Origin of the sequence: Bacillus sp. FDAARGOS_235, assembly GCF_002073415.2 — a bacterium.
In the GTDB taxonomy this organism is placed as follows: domain Bacteria; phylum Bacillota; class Bacilli; order Bacillales; family Bacillaceae_G; genus Bacillus_A; species Bacillus_A toyonensis.
In genome coordinates this window covers 3,048,023-3,064,321 of record NZ_CP020437.2, presented here as the reverse complement: position 1 = coordinate 3,064,321, position 16,299 = coordinate 3,048,023, and the positions used below count along the sequence as shown (strand labels likewise).

The following is a 16,299-nucleotide window of genomic DNA, read 5'->3' as shown; positions in this document are numbered from 1 at the left end:
TTACATGGTATTATCGTGTATAATTAAAATCGTAATATATAAATAAAAACACATTTATTGTATAGTATTGACCTTACATTACATGCGATACCACGCTCTAAGCTTATGGCCCAATGGATAATAGGCTTTTTAAAGACGGTTTTGTTATTACTTTAGGGCCGCTGATTGAGTCCACCTTGAAATTGCTCTCTTTTTTCTATAAAAAAACCCTTCAGGCTGTATTCTTCCCTTCACTTTATCGTGAAGTGTTTTTGAATACTTACCCAAAGGGAGCAATATCAATAGTAATTTTTTAATTTGTCAGCTACTCAGATTACAGTGTAATCAATAATCTAAAGCTTTTTTATTATTTTATTCGCTGACGAGCGAGTAGGATTCCACCTAAAAGGAACAATACCATACCTCCAAGAATTGAACTCATTTCTGCTGATGTTCCTCCTGTGTTGGGAAGTAATGTTGGCTTATCATTTTCTGTAGTAGGTGGAACTTTTGAATCGCTATTTTCGTCTGCATTTGTGTTTGGATCTTTCGGATCTGTGCTTGGATCTTTTGGATTTGTGCTTGGATCTTTCGGATCTGTGCTTGGATCTTTCGGATCTGTGCTTGGATCTTTCGGATCTGTGCTTGGATCTTTTGGATCTACATTTGGTTCGTCCTTGATTTTTGTATTTGTGATGTCATAACCATGTACGTCAGATTGGTATCCGGCTACTGGCTGTTCTTTCACTTCATACTTGTACGCTACTCCGTTTGCATCGTATGCTGCTAAATCTTTAAATTCGTATTTCCAGCCTGTTGCTTCGCTTACTTCTTGCGTGGCAATCACTGTACCATTTTGTAGAAGGTCTACTTTAATCATTTTCGGACGATCTTTCGCGTTATCGTCTTTCCATGTTTTCGTTCCTTCTACTTTTGTTTCGCCTACTTTTGTATTCGTGATGTCATAACCATTGACTTTGGATTCGTATCCATCTACCGGTTGTTCCTTCACTTCATACTTGTACGCTACTCCGTTTGCATCGTATGCTGCTAAATCTTTGAATTCGTATTTCCAGCCTGTTGCTTCGCTTACTTCTTGCGTCGCAATCACTGTACCATTTTGTAGAAGGTCTACTTTAATCATTTTCGGACGATCTTTCGCGTTATCGTCTTTCCATGTTTTCGTTCCTTCTACTTTTGTTTCACCTACTTTTGTATTTGTGATGTCATAACCATGTACGTCAGATTGGTATCCAGCTACTGGTTGTTCTTTCACTCCATACTTGTACGCTACTCCGTTTGCATCGTATGCTGCTAAATCTTTGAATTCGTATTTCCAGCCTGTTGCTTCGCTTACTTCTTGCGTCGCAATCACTGTACCATTTTGTAGAAGGTCTACTTTAATCATTTTCGGACGATCTTTCGCGTTATCGTCTTTCCATGTTTTCGTTCCTTCTACTTTTGTTTCGCCTACTTTTGTATTCGTGATGTCATAACCATTGACTTTGGATTCGTATCCGGCTACTGGCTGTTCTTTCACTTCATACTTGTACGCTACTCCGTTTGCATCGTATGCTGCTAAATCTTTGAATTCGTATTTCCAGCCTGTTGCTTCGCTTACTTCTTGCGTCGCAATCACTGTACCATTTTGTAGAAGGTCTACTTTAATCATTTTCGGACGATCTTTCGCGTTATCGTCTTTCCATGTTTTCGTTCCTTCTACTTTTGTTTCACCTACTTTTGTATTTGTGATGTCATAACCATGTACGTCAGATTGGTATCCAGCTACTGGTTGTTCTTTCACTTCATACTTGTACGCTACTCCGTTTGCATCGTATGCTTGCAGTTTTTCAAACGTGTACTTCCAATTTGTTGCCGCTGTTACTTCCTTTGTATCTACTACTTTACCGTTTTGTAAAAGATCTACTTTGATCATTTCCGGACGATCTTTCGCGTTATCGTCTTTCCATGTTTTCGTTCCTTCTACTTTTGTTTCGCCTACTTTTGTATTCGTGATGTCATAACCATTGACTTTGGATTCGTATCCATCTACCGGTTGTTCCTTCACTTCATACTTGTACGCTACTCCGTTTGCATCGTATGCTTGCAGTTTTTCAAACGTGTACTTCCATTCACTTGCTACTGTTACTTCTTTTGTATCTACTACTTTACCGTTTTGTAGTAAGTTTATTTTGATTGTGCTTGGACGATCTGTTGCGTTGTTATCGTTCCACGTCTTTGTTCCTTCTACTTTCGTTTCGCCCACTTTTGTATTCGTGATGTCATAACCGTGTACGTCAGATTGATATCCGGCTACTGGCTGTTCCTTCACTTCATACTTGTACGCTACTCCATTTGCGTCATATGCTTCTACATCTGCAAATGCATATTTCCAGTTTGTTTCCGCTGTTACTTCTTTTGTATCTACTACTTTACCGTTTTGTAGTAAGTCTACTTTGATTGTGCTTGGACGATCTGTTGCGTTGTTATCGTTCCATGTTTTTGTTCCTTCTACTGTCAATTTCGCTACTTTTGTATTTGTGATGTCAGTACCACTTACTTTGGATTCATATCCGGCTACTGGCTGTTCCTTCACTTCATACTTGTACGCTACTCCGTTTGCATCGTATGCCTGTAGTTTTTCAAACGTGTACTTCCAATTTGTTGCCGCTGTTACTTCCTTTGTATCTACTACTTTACCGTTTTGTAAAAGATCCACCTTGATCATTTCCGGACGATCTTTCGCGTTATCGTCTTTCCATGTTTTCGTTCCTTCTACTTTTGTTTCGCCTACTTTTGTATTTGTGATGTCAGTACCACTTACTTTGGATTCATATCCGGCTACCGGTTGTTCTTTCACTTCATACTTGTACGCTACTCCATTTGCATCATATGCTGCTAAATCTTTGAATTCGTATTTCCAGCCTGTTGCTTTGCTTACTTCTTGCGTCGCAATCACTGTACCATTTTGTAAAAGGTCTACTTTGATCATTTCCGGACGATCTTTCGCGTTATCGTCTTTCCATGTTTTCGTTCCTTCTACTTTTGTTTTGCCTACTTTTGTATTTGTGATATCAGTACCATTTACTTTGGATTCATATCCGGCTACTGCTTGTTCTTTCACTTCATACTTGTACGCTACTCCGTTTGCATCGTATGCTTGCAGTTTTTCAAACGTGTACTTCCAATTTGTTGCCGCTGTTACTTCCTTTGTATCTACTACTTTACCGTTTTGTAAAAGATCCACCTTGATCATTTCCGGACGATCTTTCGCGTTATCGTCTTTCCATGTTTTCGTTCCTTCTACTTTTGTTTCGCCTACTTTTGTATTTGTGATGTCATAACCGTTGACTTTGGATTCATATCCAGCTATCGGTTGTTCCTTCACTTTATACTTGTACGCTACTCCATTTGCATCATACGCTACTAAATCTTTGAATTCATATTTCCAATCTGTTACTTTGCTTACTTCTTGCGTCGCAATCACTGTACCATTTTGTAAGAGGTCTACTTGAATCATTTCTGGACGATCTGTTGCGTTATCGTCGTTCCATGTCTTCGTTCCTTCTACTTTTGTTTGACCTACTTTTGTATTTGTGATATCAGTACCACTTACTTTGGATTCATATCCTGGTACTGGCTGTTCTTTCACTGTATACTCGTAAGCTTTTCCTTCCGCATCATATGCTTCTAGATCTGAGAATATATATTTCCAACCCAATACTGCTAGTACGTCGTGTGTTTGAATCACATTCCCGTTTTGTAGTAAGTCTACTTTGATCATTGTCGGACGGTCTGTTGCATTTCCGTCGTTCCATGTCTTCGTTCCTTCTACTTTTGTTTTGCCTACTTTTGTATTTGTGATATCAGTACCACTTACTTTGGATTCATATCCTGGTACTGCTTGTTCTTTCACTTCATACTTGTACGCTGCTCCATTTGCATCGTATGCCTGAAGTTTTTCAAATGTGTACTTCCAATTTGTTGCCGCTGTTACTTCTTTTGTATCTACTACTTTACCGTTTTGTAAAAGATCTACTTTGATCATTTCCGGACGATCTTTCGCGTTATCGTCTTTCCATGTTTTCGTTCCTTCTACTTTTGTTTCGCCTACTTTTGTATTTGTGATGTCATAACCTTTTAATTCAGACTTGTATCCGGCTACCTGCTGTTCTTTCACTTCATACTTGTACGCTACTCCGTTTGCATCGTATGCTTGCAGTTTTTCAAACGTATACTTCCAGTTTGTTTCCGCTGTTACTTCTTTTGTGTCTACTACTTTACCGTTTTGTAGTAAGTCTACCTTAATCGAGCTTGGACGATCTGTTGCATTGTTATCGTTCCATGTTTTCGTTCCTTCTACTTTTGTTTCGCCTACTTTTGTATTTGTGATGTCATAACCGTGTACGTCAGATTGGTATCCGGCTACTGGCCGTTCTTTCACTTCATACTTGTATGCTTTTCCATTTGCATCGAATGCTACTAAATCTTTAAATTCATACTTCCAACCTGTTTCTTTGCTTACTTCTTGTGTCGCAATCACTGTATCATTTTGTAGTAAGTCTACTTTGATGGCTTTATGCTCTTCCTCTGTGCCACCTTTCCACGTCTTCGTTCCTGCAACTGATGTCTTGCCTACTTTTGTATTCGTGATGTCATAACCATTGACTTTGGATTCGTATCCGGCTACTGCTTGTTCTTTCACTTCATACTTATATGCTTTTCCGTCTGCATCGTTTATCGCCAAATCTTTAAATTCATATTTCCAGCCTGTTGCTTCGCTTACTTCTTGCGTCGCAATCACTGTACCGCTTTGTAGTAAGTCTACTTTAATCATCGTTGGACGACCTTCCGCATTTCCGTCCTTCCATGTTTTCGTTCCTTCTACTTTGGTTTTTTGTACCACTTTTGTATTTGTAATATCATAACCGTTTATTTCTGTTGTGTATCCATCTATCGGTTGTTCTTTTACTTCATACTTGTACGCTACTCCATTTGCATCATACGTTGCTAGGTTGTCAAATTTGTATTTCCAACCATCTGCCGCTGTTACTTCTTTCGTGTTTACTACTTCCTCATTTTGTAGTAAGTCTACTTTGATTGAACTTGGACGATCTTTCTCGTTATCGCCTTTCCACGTCTTCGTCCCTGCAATAGATGTAGTTTTCAACTTATTCGGAATTGGCAACTTAACTCCATTTACAGCATCTGATTTAACTTCAAAAATTACTTTTGCTTGAGGATCGAAATCAACATAGTCTGGAGCTGAAACTTCTTTCACATAATATTTACCTGGTTGTAAATTAGGGATTTCAATTATCCCTTTTTCATCTGTTTTATATACATCTCCAACTTGTTCATCAGACTCTTTATACAACTTAAACGAAACATTTGGGATTACTTTTTCTTCATCCCCTTCAATATGCTTCACAATTTTTAGTGTTCCTTTTGGAGTCACATTACCTTCAGCACCACCGCCAGCTATCATATTTTCGACTGGATGAGTACCCGATTCGGTAACTGGTTCCTTGTTTAGAACTTGGTAATCAATCGTATAATCATTCTTAAAAAACTCTTGCTTCTTCCCAGCTTCCGTTATAGTAGATGTATAACCAATCGAAAAGGAGGCAAGACGCGCTTTACCCTTATTAAGCACAACTTTAAATGATTTGTCTCCAGTAAAGGTAATCGTTCCGTAACCTTGCTTTTCAAGCTCTTGTAGCGTTAAAGATCGACGACCTATATAATCATCTACAATTATATAGAAACTATCCTTATTAAGTGTTTGACCTTCCTGTAAATTATCAGTCACAACAATATCACGACTTAACTCTTCTTTAGCCAAGTTTATATTCAAGAACCAACGTACTTCATCGCTCTTACCTGAGTTCATATCACCAGTTTTATAAAAAAATGGTGGCTTTCCAGGATCTGTACCCCCACCACTGCTTGGGCCGGTAATTGTTACAGATTGCTTATCTACATTTGTACCGAAATTGGTTTCAATCTCTTTCTTTTCATCCGTTCCTACATTAGCAGCTTCCACAAAAAAGTTTAAATACCCTTTAATATTTTGATGTGTACTCACTTTATCATTAAATGTACATACCACAGTACCTGCAGTGACTTTACAAGTACCATAATCATCTAATAGAAACTCTGTATTTAATCCTTTTAATTCTGGAGGCAGTGTTAATGTTAGTGTGTCTCCAGGCTTCATCTTAAGACTATCTTTTTCACTGAAGTTTATAGTTACTTTAGTCCGTTGTCCGATAGAAAGATCTGTTTTATCAATTTTAAAACTATCCACAAGTCCTAATGTATTTAATTCTTGTGCGTTTGCTACTATAGGTAAAAGACTCTGACCTATAGTAAACATGAAAATCATTATAATCGAAAAAATTGAAGTTATCCTTTTTAAATACATGCTTTCTGTTATCCTCCCTATAAAATGTTTCTAGATTCTAGAACAAATATACTATGACAAAGATTCCACTATATCAATGTCATTAAGCCACTCTACTAAAATATGTTTGATAGCTATTATCATCACCAACGCAAACGCTTGCTCTATAAATACAAAAATTTATTGCCGACAAGTATGGAAGAGCTATTTCACAGTAAATATGCATTTGGACAACTTCCTTACTTATCCTCCTAAAGAATACCAAGAAGTACAATCTATAATCGAATTTAGCATATCCGCCGAAGAAGGTTACGACTGTGAAACATGCTAGGATACTCGTATTCTAAAAGATGTCATTGAAGGTGCGTTTTCTGTCATTATGAGTTGAGGTGAAATTGGGCATATGTTAAAACGTTTTGTGTTTAGTTACACAACCAACCTACACACCGAAACAAATAGAACAAGAAGCATTATATAATTAAAAACGTTCTGGATGAAGTATTGGTTGCCTATGCAAGATGAAAGTCATATTCTCCAAATTTGAATACAGTGGAACGAATTTGGGGGTAACTAAAAAAGGGTATGATTGTCAACTGATTTCATATAAATCGTATAGAAATACGAAATTCAGCCTTTTCATTTTTGGAGTATATAAATGAGTGTCGAGAAAAAACACTTTGCCTAATGGGTTCCATGGCTATGTCGAAGAATTAAAATGAGCTTATATGTGATGATACTATCAAAACCGAGAGATTTATATCCTTTCATTATTTTTTATCAAATCATGAAAACTTTAATTGTACTATATGTACTATTTTAAACATACCACCCCTAGTTTCTTGACTAAGTTGGAAGTTTTCAAGATTGATTACTAATTGTTTAGATACTTGGTTAGATGCATTGTTATTTTAGTATTTGGCATAGCTGTAACAATATCTTTCAAAACAATCACACCATTTCCTAGTAACATTCCAACAACTAATAATACATATATGGATTTTGATAATCTTACCCCCAACAGTCTATTATTCTAGAATCGTTCCTAAAAATCAATAGTTAATTGGTATTTTTCTATTTTCACTTCATCACTATCACATATATTTAGATTAGAAAATTGGGCACAGAAAAAGAGATAGCTTTGCCATCTCTTTTTCTGTTTCAACTTCCCCTTATCAAGCCATACAGCTTTTCATTGGTCTTCTTTGACATCTAATCAGTCTATACATTGAATAGATGTTTTTATGTCAACTCGTATATCACTTCTAAACAAAAATAAGCATCTTTTCTTTTGTCTATTACATTTTTTCTGGTGCAGATACTCCTACGATTGCTAGTGCGTTTTGAAGTGTAGTTCGTACTGCTTTCATTAATTCGTAACGAGCTTTACTTAACTCTAAGTTATCTTGGTTTAATACTTTCTCTGCATTGTAGAAGCTGTGTAGTGCTGCAGCTAATTCAAATGCATAGTTTGTAATGCGGTGTGGCAGACGTTTTTGCGCTGCATCCGCAACTACAGCTGGGAATTCACCAAGTTTTTTCAGTAATTCTACTTCTTTCTCAGAAGTAACAAGTTTATAGTTCACGTCTCCGCCTGTAGCTAATCCTAACTCTTCACCTTGACGAAGGATACTGCATACACGAGCATGTGCATATTGCGCATAGTATACTGGATTTTCATTAGATTTTGATACAGCTAAGTCCATATCGAAGTCTAAATGAGAATCACCGCTACGCATTGCAAAGAAGTAACGCATTGCGTCCACGCCTACTTCTTCCATAAGCTCACGAAGTGTAACTGCTTTACCCGTACGCTTACTCATCTTCATTTTTTCACCGTTTTGGTATAGTTGTACCATTTGGATGATTTCTACTTCTAATGTGTCTTTATCGTAACCAAGTGCTTGAATCGCAGCTTTCATACGAGGAATGTAACCGTGGTGGTCAGCACCCCAAATGTTGATTAATTTATCGAAACCACGCTCTAATTTGTCGCGATGGTAAGCGATATCTGGCGTTAAGTATGTGTAAGAACCGTCGTTTTTAATTAATACACGGTTTTTGTCGTCACCGTAAGTCATTGAACGGAACCAAGTTGCGCCGCCTTCTTCAAAGATTTCGTCACGCTCTTTTAATACAGCAAGAGCCTGATCAATCTTTCCGTTTTTGTATAATGATGTTTCTGAGAACCATACATCGAATTTAACACGGAAGCTCTCTAAGTCTTTTTGAAGTTTTGCTAACTCATATTTCAAACCGTATGAACGATAGAACTCATAGCTTTCTTCTGCATCAGCTTTCGCATAACGATCGCCAAACTCTTCAGCTAAACGTTTACCGATACCGATAATATCTGCACCGTGGTAACCGTCTTCTGGCATTTCTTTATCTAAACCTAACGCTTGCATGTAACGAGCTTCAACAGAAAGAGCTAAATTATGAATTTGGTTACCCGCGTCATTAATGTAGTACTCACGAGATACATCGTATCCTGCTTTTGCTAATACGTTACATAAAGTGTCACCTACCGCAGCACCGCGTGCATGTCCTAAGTGAAGGTCACCTGTTGGATTTGCAGATACGAACTCAATTTGTACTTTTTCACCTTTACCAGTGTTCGTTTCACCGTAAGCTTCACCAGCATTAACGATTGTTGGGATTAAGTCTGTTAAGTAACTATTATCCATATAGAAGTTAATAAAACCAGGACCAGCGATTTCAATTTTTTCAATAGAAGCTTTTGCTTTATCGAAGTTTGCAACTAATTCTTCTGCAATCATACGAGGTGCTTTTTTCGCAACACGTGCAAGTTGCATTGCCATATTTGTAGAGAAATCACCATTTGTTTTATCTTTTGGAGATTCTAATACAACGTTTGGAATTTGTTCTTCTGTTGCTAATTCTGCCTTTAATACAGCAGCTTGAATTTCTTCTTTAATCAATCCTTTTACCTGTTCTAAAGAATTCATTATTTTGCCTCCTTCAAGTTAATTGTAATTGTATATCTGCCAGCTTCTTGTTCACTTAGAAGCAATGCGTACGTTAAGAAGAGTTGTCCTTTTTTCTTTTCATCCGACCATTTAAAAAGAACGTTATCAGTTTTCGTTTGCAGTGCAAACGTACCAAGTTCACTCGTGTACGTACCAGTTGTCCATTCACCTTTCACATGCGCCTGACGCATAGAAATAGCACCTGAACGCATAATGAGAACTTGTTCATCTTGAATTTTTATAATTGTCTTCACTTCGCCTTGTTCGTTCGGCTCTTGGAATGTTACGTATGTACCTTGACCTTTTACATAGTATTGACCATTTGCTTCAAAAGCAACGGTTTCCTTCCTCGCCCCTTCACGGATTTCTGTTACGAAATGAACGTGTACCGGCAAGCCTGCAAGTTGTTTCTTCACGTCTTGCACACCTTTCAAATGTTATAGATATTAAATACTACTTATAATAAATCACTTTTCCTATCATATCAAAAAAAGATGCTGTCTGTCTGCTGAAAAATCAGGAAAACTCCTTTTCAAAAAATAATTCACCCTCACTTTATTTCATATGATAAAATATTTTTTAAATCTAAATATTCTTTTAATTAAAGGGGGGAATGTTGTGATACCAACAAAATTAAAAAAAGGGGATGAAATAAGAGTTATTTCACCATCTTGTAGTTTAAGTATTGTCTCAAATGAAAACAGAAACCTTGCTATAAAAAGATTAACCGACATGGGCTTTCAAGTTACATTCTCAAAATATGCTGATGAGATAGATCGATTCGCTTCCTCTTCTATTTCTTCACGTGTTCAAGACCTCCACGAAGCATTTAGAGACCCTAATGTAAAAGCAATTTTGACGACACTTGGCGGATATAACTCTAACGGCTTATTGAAACATCTCGATTACGATTTAATTCGCGAAAATCCAAAGTTTTTCTGCGGCTATTCTGACATTACTGCTTTACATAACGCACTTTATACAAAAACAGGTCTTGTTACATATTCAGGTCCTCACTTCTCTTCATTTGGAATGGAGAAAGGTCTTGCGTATACAACCGATTACTTTTTTAAATGCTTAACTTCTAATGATTCTATTGAAATCCTACCATCTGAAACGTGGAGTGATGATTCTTGGTATATAGATCAGGAAAATCGAGAATTTATTAAAAATGAAGGATATATTTCGATTCAAGAAGGAGAAGCTACAGGGGATATTATCGGCGGAAATATGAGCACTTTACATTTACTACAAGGTACACCGTATATGCCAAGCTTACGAGATAAAGTTTTATTTCTTGAAGAAGATAGTTTAACGGGAAAAGCTACACTTAAAACTTTCGATCGATACTTACATTCTCTTATGCAACAAACTGATTTTGAATACGTAAAAGGTATCGTTATAGGAAGAATGCAAAAAGGAGCAGAATGTATGATAGAGGACATTCAAGAAATGATTACTTCAAAGCCTGAACTTGCACATATCCCTATTATTGCGAATGCAAGTTTCGGACATACAACTCCGATCTTCACTTTCCCAATTGGCGGACGTGCAAAAATCATTTCTAATAAAGAAAGTTCAGCTATCACCATTTTAACGCACTAAAAAAGGAGCGAACGTTTCGCTCCTTTTATGGTTTTTCTATTTTTTGCAACGCTTTTTGTGGGATTGATTCTTTCGGGATTTCAGCCCATCCTTTTCCCTGCATACCTTTTGCATAAATTTTTATAAAAGCACCCGTATGCAATTCACGGTTCACCATTCTTTTAATAACTTGTAAATTTCCATCTTCTGTATATCCTTTAAATGTATACAAATATTCATCGTCTTTTTTCTCGCTTTTATCTATAACAGCATAATAATCTTGTATTTCTTTATTTGAAAAGAAGTTGTCTACAAAAGCATGCACACCTTCTGTTTTCGTGTTTAAATAATATGCTGTTCCTCCTAAAATAATGGCGAACACAGCTAAAACTTTAATTACCAATTTCATAAATGCGCCTCCTGTTTGCACTACTTTCTCACTAACCGTATGTCTATACCTGTATTATACGAAAAAAAGCATACTATACTCTATCGAAATGCCTTACACTTTCCTTACATTATTGTAAGGGTTTTTCACCTTACAGCAATTTCCCAATAAAAAATTTTTCCGTTTCACAAACTTTTATATTATTATTGAATGATACAAATTTTTATTACAAAAATCAAAGGAGACAGTTTTCAAATGGCTATCTTGCAAGGTTTAGCACTATTACTTGTTGTACTTTGTCTATTTACACTTTTCAGTTACCGTGCGCCTTACGGAATGAAGGCGATGGGTGCTTTAGCTAATGCAGCAATCGCAAGTTTTCTTATTGAAGCATTTCACCGTTATATAGGTGGAGAAATGTTTCATAATGACTTTTTACAATCAGTAGGAGAAGCTTCTGGTAGTATGAGCGGTGTTGCAGCAGCAATTTTAGTAGCATTAGCAATCGGCGTTTCACCCGTATACGCTGTTTTAATCGGTATCGCTACTAGTGGATTCGGTATTTTACCAGGATTTTTTGCTGGATACGTTTGTGCCTTCGTCGTGAAATTTCTCGAAAAGAAATTACCAGCTGGTGTAGAGTTTTTAGCAATCCTATTTATTGCTGCACCAATCTCACGTGGAATGGCCATGCTTATGGATCCACTCGTTAACGCAACACTTGGTAAAATCGGTTCTATGATTTCAGTTGCAACTACAGAAAGTCCTATCATTATGGGTATTATGCTTGGTGGATTAATAACAGTTATTTCTACCTCTCCATTAAGTTCTATGGCATTAACTGCAATGCTTGGATTAACAGGTTTACCAATGGCAATTGGCAGTCTTGCCGTTGCGGCCTCAGCCCCGATGAACTTTATTTTCTTTAAACGACTAAAAATTTGTTCAAAGAAAGATACAATTGCTGTAGCAATCGAGCCTTTAACACAAGCCGATGTTGTCTCAGCAAATCCAATTCCTATCTATATGACAAACTTCGTTGGCGGCGCGCTTGCCGGTATTATTACATCGCTATTCCAGCTCGTTAATAATGCGCCAGGAACAGCATCACCAATTCCAGGGCTTCTCGTCTTGTTTGGATTTAATGACGTTATAAAAGTAACGATCGCTGCTGTACTATGTGGAATCGTTACCACTATTGTCGGATACATCGGATCTATTGTGTTCCGCAAATATCCGATCCGCTCTGCTGATGAAATTCGCGGCATTGCTTCAGAAGAAAAGGTTGCATAAGAAAAAGAGTTATTCTCACCTTTTGAGAATAACTCTTTTTTTCATGTCTTGCTATGGTAAATGGGATTATATCGACGATTTTTTTAATATATCGACTTACCGACACATAACGGATAAAATAAAAGCCCCTATTCATAGGGGACTCTTACTTTATCCAGCTACAGCGGCTAGAATGGTCGGTGGCTTCGCTTCTTCCTTCGAGGCAAAAAGCGCCTCTACGTCTGAAGCTCCATCCTCCTCACATTCTGAGCGAGCCGCTTCCGCTTTTATTTCTATCCAGTTACGCCTCCTAGCCCCTTGCGTCTAAGAACCTTCCCTGCCAAAAGATAAAAAGCACCTTTTGCAGGAAAGAACCTTAGTCACCGGGTCTAAACAGTCGGCTTCACTTTTACTTTACCCAACCGAGCAGCATTTCCCGCACGAATTTGCTTGCTGCGACTGGTGTTTGATCACTATGGTCGTAGACAGGAGCTACTTCTACTAAGTCTGCTCCAACTACATTTATATTTGAATTTGCAATTGCCATGATGGAATCTAATAGTTCTTTAGATGTGATACCTCCAGCCTCTAACGTTCCTGTTCCAGGAGCATGAGCTGGGTCTAATACATCAATGTCGATTGTGACATAGACTGGACGTCCTGCAAGTTTCGGTAATACTTCTTTTAACGGCTCTAATACGTCAAATTTGTATAAGTTCATACCTACTTCTTTCGCCCATTCAAATTCTTCCTTCATTCCAGAACGAATTCCGAAAGAATATACGTTTTCCGGACCAATTAAATCACACACTTTACGAATTGGTGTAGAGTGGGATAAAGGCTCCCCTTCATACGATTCACGTAAATCAGTATGAGCATCCATGTGGATGATTGCTAAATCCGGATATTTTTTTGCCATTGCCTTAAAAATTGGCCAAGACACTAAGTGCTCACCGCCGAGACCTAGTGGAAACTTACCGGCATCTAAAAGTTTTGATACATACTCTTCAATCATGTCTAAGCTGCGTTGTGCATTTCCGAATGGTAATGGGATATCACCCGCATCAAAATATTTTACCTCTTCTAGTTCACGATCTAAATACGGACTATATTCTTCAAGACCGATTGATACTTCACGAATACGTGCAGGGCCAAAGCGAGATCCTGGACGGAAACTTACTGTCCAATCCATAGGCATCCCATAAATAACCGCCTTTGACTCTTCAAAACTTGGATGACTTTTAATAAATACTTTACCTGAATAAGCTTCATCAAAACGCATATTCTTTTCCTCCTTATGTGGAACTTAAGGTATCCCAACCTTTCATTATTTCTCAAATTTGGAGCGTACTGCTCCTCTTTCTCGATTTACCTGGGCCTTCTTGTTATCACAAGAAGACTACTTCATTTGTAGCAGTGTAAGTAACTAGCATGTTCAAGCCTTCTAGACAAACACCTTAAATGAGTTACTTACACTTTATTTATTTCAATTTAACGCTCTTACTTAATTAAATCGCCAACAAATTTCGGTAATGCGAATGCTACATTGTGTAATTCTTTTGTGTAGTATTTCGTTTCGATTTCGTGGAAACGCTCTTCACTTACTTCTAGTGGATCATGTTTTTTAGATCCGATTGTGAATGTCCAAAGTCCACTTGGATACGTTGGAATGTTTGCTGTGTATAAACGAGTAATTGGGAAGATCTCTTTTACGTCTTTGAACACAGTTGTAATTAGTTCTGGTGTGAACCAAGGGTTGTCCGTTTGTGCAACGAAAATACCATCTTCTTTTAACGCTTTAGAGATTCCAGCGTAGAAACCTTTCGTAAATAAGTTTACTGCTGGTCCTACCGGCTCAGTAGAATCTACCATAATTACGTCATATTCATTTTCGCTTTCTGCGATGTGTAGGAAACCGTCTCCTACTTTCACCTCTACACGCTCATCATCTAATGCGCCTGCAATTGATGGTAAGTACTGTTTAGAGTACTCAATTACTTTTCCATCAATTTCAACAAGAGTTGCTTTTTTTACGCTTGGGTGTTTTAACACTTCACGAATAACACCGCCATCACCACCACCGACAACTAATACGTTTTCAGGGTTTGGATGTGTAAATAAAGGTACGTGCGCTACCATTTCATGATAAACGAACTCATCTTTTTCTGTTGTCATAACCATGCCATCTAAAATAAGCATGTTTCCGAACTCTTCCGTTTCAACCATATCAAGTTTTTGGAATTCTGTTTGCTCCGTATGTAATGTGCGGTTAATACGTGCCGTAATCCCAAAATGTTTTGTTTGTTTTTCAGTGAACCATAGTTCCATCGTACAATCACGCCTTTCAATGCAAATTTATAATAGGGACATCATTAATGTCCCCTAACAAAAATAAAACAAAACATCCAAAATGTATAGTTAAAAGTACAAAAATACCGAAAATATATTTTAGTCAGAGGGTTCTAACATATATGTGGAAAGGGTTTGCCTTGTAATAGGAAAGAAAACCCTTTCTTAAGAAAGGGCTTTTGTCTCTATTTCTACCGGTTTACGAATCGGAATTAAGATCATAACGCAACCAACTAATACAACAACTCCACCGACTAAAAATGGACTTTGTGGTGAAACAGTGTGTCCGATAACTCCTGATAAAATGGGAGCAATCGCTCCTCCTAACCAACGAACGAAGTTATAAACACCTGAAGTAACAGATCTTTCATAAGGTGAAATATCCATTACATAGCTTGTATATAATGCATTATTTAAACCAGATGCTAATCCTGATAGGACAATTAATACGATTTGTAACCACATAATTTTCACAAAGAATAATGCAATTAAGAAAATCGCAAATACGAGTAAACTACCTTTTAACAATGTTTTCGGTTCATATTTTCCTTCTAGCCTATGTGCTAAAATTGCGGAACCGTAAGCTAACGCTAATCCCCATCCACAAAATACAAAACCTAATTGAATAGCTGATAAATGCATAATAAGTGGTGAATATGCTAGCACGACGAAAAATCCGTAGTAGTATAACATCCCTGAAATCGCACCTTGCATAAACGGTTTATATTTCACCAAGTTAAGTAATTCACCTACGCCCGCTGCTTTACGCTTCACTTTTCGCTCCGGTTCTTTTACAAAAAAGAATACTAAAATAAATGCTAAGAAAATTAAAATACTCGTTGCGAAAAATGGGTAACGCCAAGAATGTCCACCTAATATACCACCTAACAATGGGCCACCTGCCATTCCTAAACCGATAGCTGCTTCATATAATCCTACTGCTTCATGAACCTCCTTACTTAATGCTATTAAAAGTGTCATTGCTGTAGCAAAAAACATCGCATTTCCTAATCCCCATCCAGCACGGAAAAGAGATAATTGAGCAATCGTTTGCGATATACCGCATATAAACGCAAATACAGTTACAATTGCAAGACCGATTGTCATCATGCGCTTATCACCAAATCTTGATGCGAATATACCAGCTGGTAACATCATAATTGCCATCGTTAAAATATATGCGGTAAATAACATTTCAACTTGCCAATGTGTTGCACCAATTTTCTCAGCAATAATTGGCAAGATTGGATCGACTACCCCTATACCAGAAAAGGCAAGGAAAGTAGCCACCACTGTAATCAATCTCCCTAGTTTTTGTTTGCTCTCCATTTCAA

Annotated in this window: 9 protein-coding genes; 2 read left to right on the top strand and 7 right to left on the bottom strand. The window is 37.4% G+C overall.

All coding sequences use genetic code 11. The features are described 5' to 3' along the window. Nucleotides 1-346 precede the first annotated feature (346 nt). From A6J74_RS17680 to A6J74_RS17670, 3 genes are all read right to left on the bottom strand, one after another. Complete coding sequence (locus tag A6J74_RS17680; RefSeq protein ID WP_080609551.1) at nucleotides 347-6,406, bottom strand: Cna B-type domain-containing protein; 6,060 nt, start codon at nucleotides 6,404-6,406, stop codon at nucleotides 347-349. Nucleotides 6,407-7,680: 1,274 nt separating this feature from the next. Then, nucleotides 7,681-9,351, bottom strand: coding sequence for an arginine--tRNA ligase (gene argS / locus A6J74_RS17675; protein ID WP_001086439.1), 1,671 nt, complete (start codon nucleotides 9,349-9,351; stop codon nucleotides 7,681-7,683). Further along, entirely contained in the window at nucleotides 9,351-9,788 is a 438-nt protein-coding gene (locus tag A6J74_RS17670; RefSeq protein ID WP_000744341.1) for a YwiB family protein, read from the bottom strand. The genes argS and A6J74_RS17670 overlap by 1 nt, the downstream gene beginning before the upstream one ends. Nucleotides 9,789-9,936: 148 nt before the next feature. Between A6J74_RS17670 and A6J74_RS17665 the strand changes: the two genes are divergently transcribed. Further along, nucleotides 9,937-10,977 carry a S66 family peptidase gene (locus tag A6J74_RS17665; RefSeq protein ID WP_131229125.1) on the top strand — a complete coding sequence of 347 codons (1,041 nt, stop codon included), beginning with the start codon at nucleotides 9,937-9,939 and terminating at the stop codon, nucleotides 10,975-10,977. A 25-nt stretch (nucleotides 10,978-11,002) separates the two neighbouring features. Here the strand turns inward: A6J74_RS17665 and A6J74_RS17660 are convergent, their stop codons facing one another. Then, nucleotides 11,003-11,365: a YxeA family protein gene (locus tag A6J74_RS17660; RefSeq protein WP_000779927.1), complete on the bottom strand. Its 363-nt coding sequence runs from the start codon at nucleotides 11,363-11,365 to the stop codon at nucleotides 11,003-11,005. A 234-nt stretch (nucleotides 11,366-11,599) separates the two neighbouring features. On the opposite strand from A6J74_RS17660, the gene A6J74_RS17655 reads away from it, so the two are divergent. Then, the gene (locus tag A6J74_RS17655) at nucleotides 11,600-12,637 is read left to right on the top strand and encodes a PTS sugar transporter subunit IIC (protein WP_000996326.1); all 1,038 of its coding nucleotides are present in this window, start codon (nucleotides 11,600-11,602) and stop codon (nucleotides 12,635-12,637) included. 388 nt (nucleotides 12,638-13,025) lie between these two features. Here A6J74_RS17655 and speB read toward each other — a convergent pair whose 3' ends face one another. From speB to A6J74_RS17635, 3 genes are all read right to left on the bottom strand, one after another. Further along, entirely contained in the window at nucleotides 13,026-13,898 is an 873-nt protein-coding gene (gene speB / locus A6J74_RS17645) for an agmatinase (protein WP_001209829.1), read from the bottom strand. Between the two features lie 218 nt (nucleotides 13,899-14,116). Next, nucleotides 14,117-14,944, bottom strand: coding sequence for a polyamine aminopropyltransferase (gene speE, locus A6J74_RS17640; protein ID WP_080609549.1), 828 nt, complete (start codon nucleotides 14,942-14,944; stop codon nucleotides 14,117-14,119). Between the two features lie 186 nt (nucleotides 14,945-15,130). Continuing rightward, the gene (locus tag A6J74_RS17635) at nucleotides 15,131-16,294 is read right to left on the bottom strand and encodes an MFS transporter (protein ID WP_000444237.1); all 1,164 of its coding nucleotides are present in this window, start codon (nucleotides 16,292-16,294) and stop codon (nucleotides 15,131-15,133) included. Between the last annotated feature and the right edge of the window lie 5 nt (nucleotides 16,295-16,299).